6 protein-coding genes are annotated in these 7209 nt (G+C 72.1%); 3 read left to right on the top strand and 3 right to left on the bottom strand.

Features of this window, described 5'->3' with window-relative positions:
• Positions 1 to 178: 178 nt before the first annotated feature.
• Positions 179 to 1258, top strand: coding sequence for a sensor domain-containing diguanylate cyclase (locus tag FUT87_RS14640; RefSeq protein ID WP_147241485.1), 1080 nt, complete (start codon positions 179 to 181; stop codon positions 1256 to 1258).
• A gap of 47 nt (positions 1259 to 1305) precedes the next feature.
• Here the strand turns inward: FUT87_RS14640 and FUT87_RS14635 are convergent, their stop codons facing one another.
• Together FUT87_RS14635 and FUT87_RS14630 are read right to left on the bottom strand one after the other, a co-directional pair.
• A complete protein-coding gene (locus tag FUT87_RS14635; protein ID WP_147241484.1) occupies positions 1306 to 5022 on the bottom strand; it encodes a CheR family methyltransferase in 3717 nt (1238 codons plus the stop codon).
• Positions 5023 to 5087: 65 nt separating this feature from the next.
• Positions 5088 to 5363, bottom strand: coding sequence for a metal/formaldehyde-sensitive transcriptional repressor (locus tag FUT87_RS14630; RefSeq protein ID WP_147241483.1), 276 nt, complete (start codon positions 5361 to 5363; stop codon positions 5088 to 5090).
• An 85-nt stretch (positions 5364 to 5448) separates the two neighbouring features.
• On the opposite strand from FUT87_RS14630, the gene dmeF reads away from it, so the two are divergent.
• Both dmeF and FUT87_RS28850 read left to right on the top strand, forming a co-directional pair.
• The gene (dmeF, locus tag FUT87_RS14625) at positions 5449 to 6447 is read left to right on the top strand and encodes a CDF family Co(II)/Ni(II) efflux transporter DmeF (protein ID WP_147241482.1); all 999 of its coding nucleotides are present in this window, start codon (positions 5449 to 5451) and stop codon (positions 6445 to 6447) included.
• Positions 6448 to 6502: 55 nt separating this feature from the next.
• Positions 6503 to 6643 (top strand): hypothetical protein, encoded by a 141-nt coding sequence (locus FUT87_RS28850; protein ID WP_183484476.1) that lies wholly within the window; start codon positions 6503 to 6505, stop codon positions 6641 to 6643.
• A gap of 22 nt (positions 6644 to 6665) precedes the next feature.
• On the opposite strand, the gene FUT87_RS14620 is transcribed toward FUT87_RS28850, so the two are convergent.
• Positions 6666 to 7178 carry a hypothetical protein gene (locus tag FUT87_RS14620; protein WP_147241481.1) on the bottom strand — a complete coding sequence of 171 codons (513 nt, stop codon included), beginning with the start codon at positions 7176 to 7178 and terminating at the stop codon, positions 6666 to 6668.
• Positions 7179 to 7209: the final 31 nt, after the last annotated feature.

Genomic DNA, 7209 nt, shown 5'->3' with positions numbered 1-7209 from the left:
CGGCGCGCATGCCGACGCCCATGCCCGTCTCTCATGCCCAGCGGCGTGATCGCCGCGCCGGGACGGCGTCCTCGGGCGCATCCGGCGGACGGCGCCAACGCCATGACGGACGGCGTCCGGTGGCGCGGCGCAGTTGTGACAACATCGGCGGCTTCAGTCCCGACCTTCGATGCCGATCTTGGATGCCCTGCTCGCCCGCCTGACTTCGACCGTGCCGGTCGCCCGGAACCTGGACCAGCTCACCCGCCCGCTGCTGGAGATGCTGGGCTCGATCACCGGGCTGGAATCGACCTACCTGACGACCATCGACCTGCGCGCCGGCGAGCAGCACGTGCTGATCGCGCGCAACACCGGCGCGATGACCATCCCGGAGGGGCTGACGGTGGCCTGGTCCGACACCCTGTGCAAGCGCGCGCTGGACGCTGGCCGCATGGCCACCAGCGACGTGGCGGACTGCTGGGGCGACTCCGACGCGGCGCGCCAGCTGGGCATCCAGACCTATGTGAGCGCGCCGGTGCGCGACGACGGCGGCGAGCTGATGGGCACGCTGTGCGCGGCCAGTGCGCAGCGCCGGCCGATCGCGCCGGAGGCGGAGTCGCTGCTGCGGCTGTTCTCCTCGCTCGTGGGGCAATTCCTGCAGCGCGAGCGGCTGGTGGCGGACCTGCGCGCCGCCAACGAGCAGCTGGCGACCTATGCGCTGACCGACGCGCTGACCGGCCTGCCGAACCGCCGCGCGCTGTTCGACGAGCTGCAGCGTCAGCTGCAGCGGGCCGCGCGCGACGGCACCTGCGTGCTGCTGGGCTGCATCGACCTGGACGGCTTCAAGACCGTCAACGACCAGCTCGGCCACCACCGCGGCGACCTGTTCCTGCGCGAGATGGCCCAGCGCCTGTCGCTGGAGCTGCGCGGCTCGGACATGCTGGCGCGGGTCGGTGGCGACGAGTTCGTGGTGGTCGGGCCCGGCGTGGCGCTGGGCGGGGCCTCGTCCGCGCTGGCGCCGCTGCTCGATCGCGGCGAGCCAGCCCAGGCCGCGCGCACGCTGGAGCAGCGCGCGTCGCTCGCCAGCGTTGGTCGCTTCGACCTGGAAGGCCATGCGCTGCAGTACGCCGGCGCGAGCGTGGGCGTCGTCGCGCTGGACCCGACCGGGCTCAGCGTCGAACAGGCCCTGCACCTGGCCGACGAGCGCATGTACGACGTGAAGCGCGCCCGCCGCCGCAGCGTGATCGTGCCCGCGGTCATCGCGCAGGCGGCGGACTGATCCGCCGCTGCGACCTGGCCTCGTGATGGCTTGAGCTCGAGGCTCGCTCAGCGCGGCTTGGCGATCAGCAGCTTCTCGACGAGCAGGTCGACGTCCACCGGCTTGGCGAGATGGTCGTCGAAGCCGGCCGCGATCGCGGCATCGCGGTCCTGGAGCGTGGCCAGGCCGGTCAGCGCGACCGCATACAGCGGCGGGCCGCCGGCCGCGTCGCGGTCGCGCTCATGCGCCCGCAGCCGACGGATCAGCGAATAACCGTCCGCCCCCGGCATGGCCACGTCGCTGACCAGCGCATGGGGCGCGGCGTCCGGCGCCGCGGCCGTGACCGCGGCCCAGGCCTGGTCGACCGAGCCGGCCGCGCAGACCTGTGCGCCGGCCAACTCGAGCAGATGCCGCAGCGCGTCCAGCGCATGCGGGTCGTCGTCGACCAGCAGCACGCGCAGGCCGTGCAGGTCGGCGGTGACGCCTTCGCGCGGCGGCGCGTCGGGCGTGTCCGAGACCAGTTCCGCCGCCGGGAAACGCACCGTCAGCCGCGTGCCGCGGCCTTCGCCCTCGCTGTGCGCGGTCACCGTGCCGCCGTGCGCCAGCACCAGGTGGCGCACGATGGACAGCCCCAGGCCCAGCCCGCCGTACTCCCGGGTGCGGGTGATGTCGGCCTGGGTGAAGCGGTCGAACAGCCGCGGCAGCAGCTCGACGGCGACGCCGATGCCGGTGTCCACGACCGCCAGCTCGACCGTGGGACCGATGCGGCTGAGCGTCACGCCGATGCGGCCGCCGCGCGGCGTGAACTTCAGCGCGTTGCCGACCAGGTTGGAGACGATCTGCTGCATCCGGCGCTGGTCGCCCTGGATGCGGTGCGGCTGCTGCAGGCCGGTCCCGCTCAGCGTCAGGCCGCGCGCCTCGGCGGTGGGCTGCAGGCCGTCGACGACCGCGCGCACGCAGGCCGACAGGTCCAGCGGCCGCATCTCCAGCGTCAGGTGGCCCGAGGCGATGCGGGACACGTCCAGCAGGTCGTCGATCAATTGCGCCTGCGCCTGGCAGTGCTTGAGGATGGTGCTGATCGCGCGGGTGGCGGTCGCCTCGGCGAGCACGCCGCGCTCCTGCGACTGCTTCAGCACCGAGGCCCAGCCGGCGATCACGTTGAGCGGCGCCCGCAGCTCGTGCGACACCATGCCCAGGAAGTCGTCCTTGGCGGTGTTGGCGCGCTCCGCGTCGTCGCGGGCATGCTGGGCCGAGCCCAGCGCGCACTTGAGCTCGTGGATGTCCTGGAAGGCGATCACCGCGCCGTCGATGCGCTCATCCGCGGTGCGGTAGGCCCGCACGTTGATCAGCCACCAGCGGCCCTCGTTGTCCTGATGCTCGTGCTCCACCGGCGCCAGGCCCTGCACGGCGGCCTGCACCAGCTGCTCCAGCTGGCCGACCGCGAAGCGCGAGGTCACCAGCGCGACCGGCTGGCCGATCGCCTGGCCGATGGCGGCCGGCTCGAAGCCGAAGAGCTGCGCCACCTGCGGCGACGCGTGGCGCAGGCGCAGCTGGCGGTCCAGCAGCACCACCGGCAGCGGGATGCCCTCGACCAGGTTGCTGAGGTCGTCGTTGACCTGGTCCAGCTCGTCGTTGCGCGACTTGAGCTCCTCGTTCAGCGAGATCAGCTCCTGGTTGGCCGACTCGAGTTCCTGCTTCGCGCTCTGCAATTCCTCGTTGGCGCTCTGCAGCTCCTCGTTGGTGCTGAGCATCTCCTCGTTGGCGGTGCGCAGCTCCTCGTTGGCCGACTCGAACTCGATGACCAGCGTGCGCAGCTGGGCCTGCGTGGCCTCCAGTTCATCGGACAGCGTCGTGACGGTGCGCTCGAGTTCGTCGACGCGCGCCCGCGCGCCGCTCGGCGAGAACGGCGGCGCCGACAGCGCCGAGGCCACGCCGGCGACCGGCTCGTCCGGCTCGGGCGCCAGCGTGACGAGGAAATGCTGCAGCGCCTCGCCCGTCTCCAGCGGCAGCACCTCCAGCGCATAACGACGGTCGCGGAATGCCACCCGCTCGCGCCGCACCGGTTGCGCGGTGCGCTTGGCCTCGATCAGCGCGGTGCGCACCGGGACGTTGAGCTCGGCGTCGAGCAGCCGGGGCAGCGCCAGCGTCGCTTCGCCACTGGCCGGCGCGATGAAGGCGGCCACGTCGCCGCGGAATTGCACGACGTCGCCGCTCTCGTTCACGACGAAGCCGGGCGGCGCGTAGCGCGCCAGCGCCACGCGGTCGGCCGCCCCGCTGACCAGGTCCGGCGGCGGCGCCTGCGGCACGCGCGGCGCATCGCTGTCGCTGACCCAGGGGCGCAGCGCGTCGATCGGGAACAGCGGCCGCTGGCGGCGCGAGTTCGGCAGCTTGCGGTACAGGTGCGGCGCGCCGGCATGCTCGAAGCCATCGGCGACCGAGGCCGCCTCGGCCCGGCCCAGCAGCATGAAGCCGTCGTTGCGGCAGGCGTAGTGCAGCACCTCGAAGACATGCTGCTGCGCTTCCTTGCGCAGGTAGATCAGCATGTTGCGGCAGCTGATCAGGCCCATGCCGGAGAAGGGCGCATGCGCCAGCAGGTTGTGCCGCGCGAAGACGCACATCTCGCGCAGGTCCTTGGCCACGAGGTAGCCGCCGGCGCTGGGCAGGAAGGCGGCGTCGCGGAAGGCCTGCGGCACGTTCTCCAGCGCCGCCGCGCCGTAGCGGCCGGCGCGCGCCGTCTCGATCGAGGCCTCGTTGATGTCGGTGCCGAAGATCTGCACGCGGCGCGCGATGCCCTCGGCGTTCATCGCCTCCTTGAGCAGCATGGCGATGGTGTACACCTCCTCGCCGGTCGAGCAGGCGGGCACCCAGATGCGGATCGGGTCATGCCGCAGCGCCAGCAGCTTGGGCAGCACGACCTGGCGCAGCACGTTGACGAACTCGGCATCGCGGAAGAAGGCCGTCACGCCGATCAGCACGTCGTCGCGCAGCGCGGCGGCCTCGTAGGGGTCGCTGCGCAGCAGCTGCAGGTAGGCGGCGACGTCGCGGTCCTTCTGCAGCAGCACGCGGCGCAGGAAGCGCCGGCGCAGGTTGACGTCCTTCACGTAGCCCAGGTTGACGCCGGCCTTCTGCTGCACGATCGACAGCGCCGTCTCCAGCGCATCGGCGTCCTGCGTGCCGGAGGCGGAGCCGGGGAGCCCGCCTTCCTGGTGCGGCTGCCCGAAGCGCCGCACCAGCGCGCCGGCGATGTCCGCCGGCGGCAGCACCTCGTCGACGAGGCCGGTGTTGATCGCCGCGACCGGCATGCCGTCATGGGCCGCGGTGCCCGGCGCCTGCGCGATCGCGAAGCCGCCGGAGGCCTTCAGGTCGACGATGCCGGCCGCGCCGTCCTGGCCCGTGCCGGACAGGATGACCACCGCGCCGTCCTGGTCCGGGTCCTGCGCCAGCGTGGCGAGGAAGCCGTCGATCGGCAGGTGCAGCCCCGGCTGCCGGCGGGTGAGGCGGAAGTGGCCGTCCAGCGCGATCACGCCGGCGTTCTCGGGCAGCACGTAGACGCGGCCGTGCTCGACCTTGGCCAGGTGCTCGAGCCGCTCCACCGGCAGGGTGGTGCGCTCCTGCAGGACCTCGGCGAGATGGGATTCCTCGTTGGGATCGAGGTGCGTGATGACCAGCACCGCGAAGCCCGGTTCGTGCGGTAGCGCACCGAGGATGGCGCCGAGCGCGTCGATGCTGCCTGCCGAGCCGCCCAGCACCACCACCCGCAAGGGACGCCGCTCCTCTGTATCCACCCGAGACCCCGTTGTCTTGAAAGGTGCGGCGGAGTCTACCCCTCGCGCCCCGCGCCCGTGGGCGCTCAGCGCAGATAGGACTTCAGCAGCGCCGCGACCGCGTCGGTCTCGGCCGCGCGCCGCTCGGCGCTCAGGCCCGGTGCGCCGAGGTGCTCGCGCACATGGCCTTCCAGCACCTCGGCCATCAGCCCGTTGACCGCGCCGCGGATGGCGGCGATCTGCTGCAGCACGGCCATGCAGTCCGCGTCCTGGTCGACGGCGCGCTCCAGCGCCGCCGCCTGCCCCTGGATGCGGCGGATGCGGGTGAGCAGCTTCTTCCGGCCGGTGGTCGTGTGTGCCATGGCGCGGCATTCTAGCGACGCCGCGCAGCCGGCTCCTATACTGGGGGGGGAGTATGACAACGCCGGCCGGGACCGGCTTTTCCCCATGCCTTCCACGACCTCCATCGCCGCCTGGCAGCACACGCATGTCTTTGACGAGGGCAACCCGCTCGCTGCCCGCAACACGCGCTGGGCCGTGCTGCTCACCGTCGCGATGATGGTCGCGGAGATCGCCGGCGGCTACGTCTTCAACTCGATGGCGCTGCTGGCCGACGGCTGGCACATGAGCTCGCACGCCGTGGCGCTGGGCGTCTCGGTGCTGGCCTATGGCGCGGCGCGGCGCTGGGCGAAGGACGGCCGCTTCGCGTTCGGGACCTGGAAGATCGAGGTGCTGGGCGGCTACAGCAGCGCGCTGCTGCTGATCGGCGTCGCGGGGCTGATGCTGTGGCAGTCGGTCGAGCGGCTGCTCGCGCCGACGCCGATCCATTACGACGAGGCCATCGCGGTGGCGGCGCTCGGGCTGATCGTGAACCTCGCCTGCGCCTGGCTGCTGCGCGGCGAGCACCATCATCACGGCCACGGCCACGGCCACGGCCACGGCCACGGCCACGGGCATGAGCATGGAGAGACCCACGAGCACGCGCACGCGGCGCCCCACGGTCATGACGACCTGAACCTCCGCGCCGCCTATCTGCATGTGCTGGCCGACGCGGCGACCTCGGTGCTGGCCATCGTGGCCCTGCTGGGCGGGCGGTTCTGGGGGGCCGATTGGCTGGATCCGGCGATGGGCATCGCCGGCGCGGCGCTGGTGGCGGTCTGGGCGCGCGGGCTGCTGCGCGACACCGGCCGCGTGCTGCTGGACGCCGAGATGGACGCGCCGGTCGTCGACGAGGTCCGCGAGGTCATCGCCGCCGCCCCATGGCCGGCGGCGATCGCCGACCTGCATGTGTGGCGCGTGGGCCGGGCCCAGTACGCCTGCATCGTGTCGCTGGTCACCGACCATCCCGAGGCACGGCCCGATGAGGTCCGCCGGTTGCTGTCGGTGCATGAGGAACTTGTTCACGTGACCGTCGAGATCAACCGGCCCGCGGGCGCGACTGTCTGATCCGCGCCGCGGCGCCGGGTCGACCGGCACCGGCACGCCGCCACAATCGCGGCCCATGAAAATCAACTACCTCCTCGCCGCCATCCTGGTCAGCAGCCTGATCGGTGCCTTCGTGGCCAATCGCTCGGTGAAGACCGCCTGCGCCGTCGTGTCCGGCGGCATCGCGCTGTATGCGCTGCTGCGACAGGTGATCTGAGCCACCGGGATGTTCAGATCGATCACCTCGAAATGATCGATCTGATCCTGCGCCGGCCTGTCGTCGCGCGTGTCGCCTCCCCCGTGACCGCTCGACCGCCCCCCCACCGCCTTTCGTCCTGCTCCCGCTCGCATCCCTCCATGTCCACCCTATGGTGGGATGGCACTTGCGCCGGCCCCCGCCGATAGTGGGGGTTCGACAGGAGAGGACCATGCGACAACGATTCGCGCCCCCGACCGGCGACGCCGGTCACCCCCTCGGTTCGGTCATGCAGCACATCCTGCGCCAGACCGAACTGCTGCTGCAGCGGCCAGGGATCGAGCGCCGCGATGCCGGCCATCACCAGCGTCGGGTCGGTGGCGAAGAGCCCGCGCCAGTCGCCGTCCTCCTGGTCGTCGAGGTCGATGAAGCGCAGCTGCTCCGCGAGCCGCGCCATCATGTCCACGCGCTGCTCGAAGCTCAGGTCGTCCGGCCGGAAGTAGCCGGGCTCCAGGGCCATCGGGAAGCGCTCGCGCTGTTCGGTGCCGGTCGTCATGCGGGTTCGCTCCCCAGCACCTCGCCCTCGC

The sequence above is a fragment of the Mitsuaria sp. TWR114 genome, from assembly GCF_007997345.1.
Note: the sequence above shows the minus strand (reverse complement) of the source record. Positions and strands in the feature narration are given on the sequence as shown.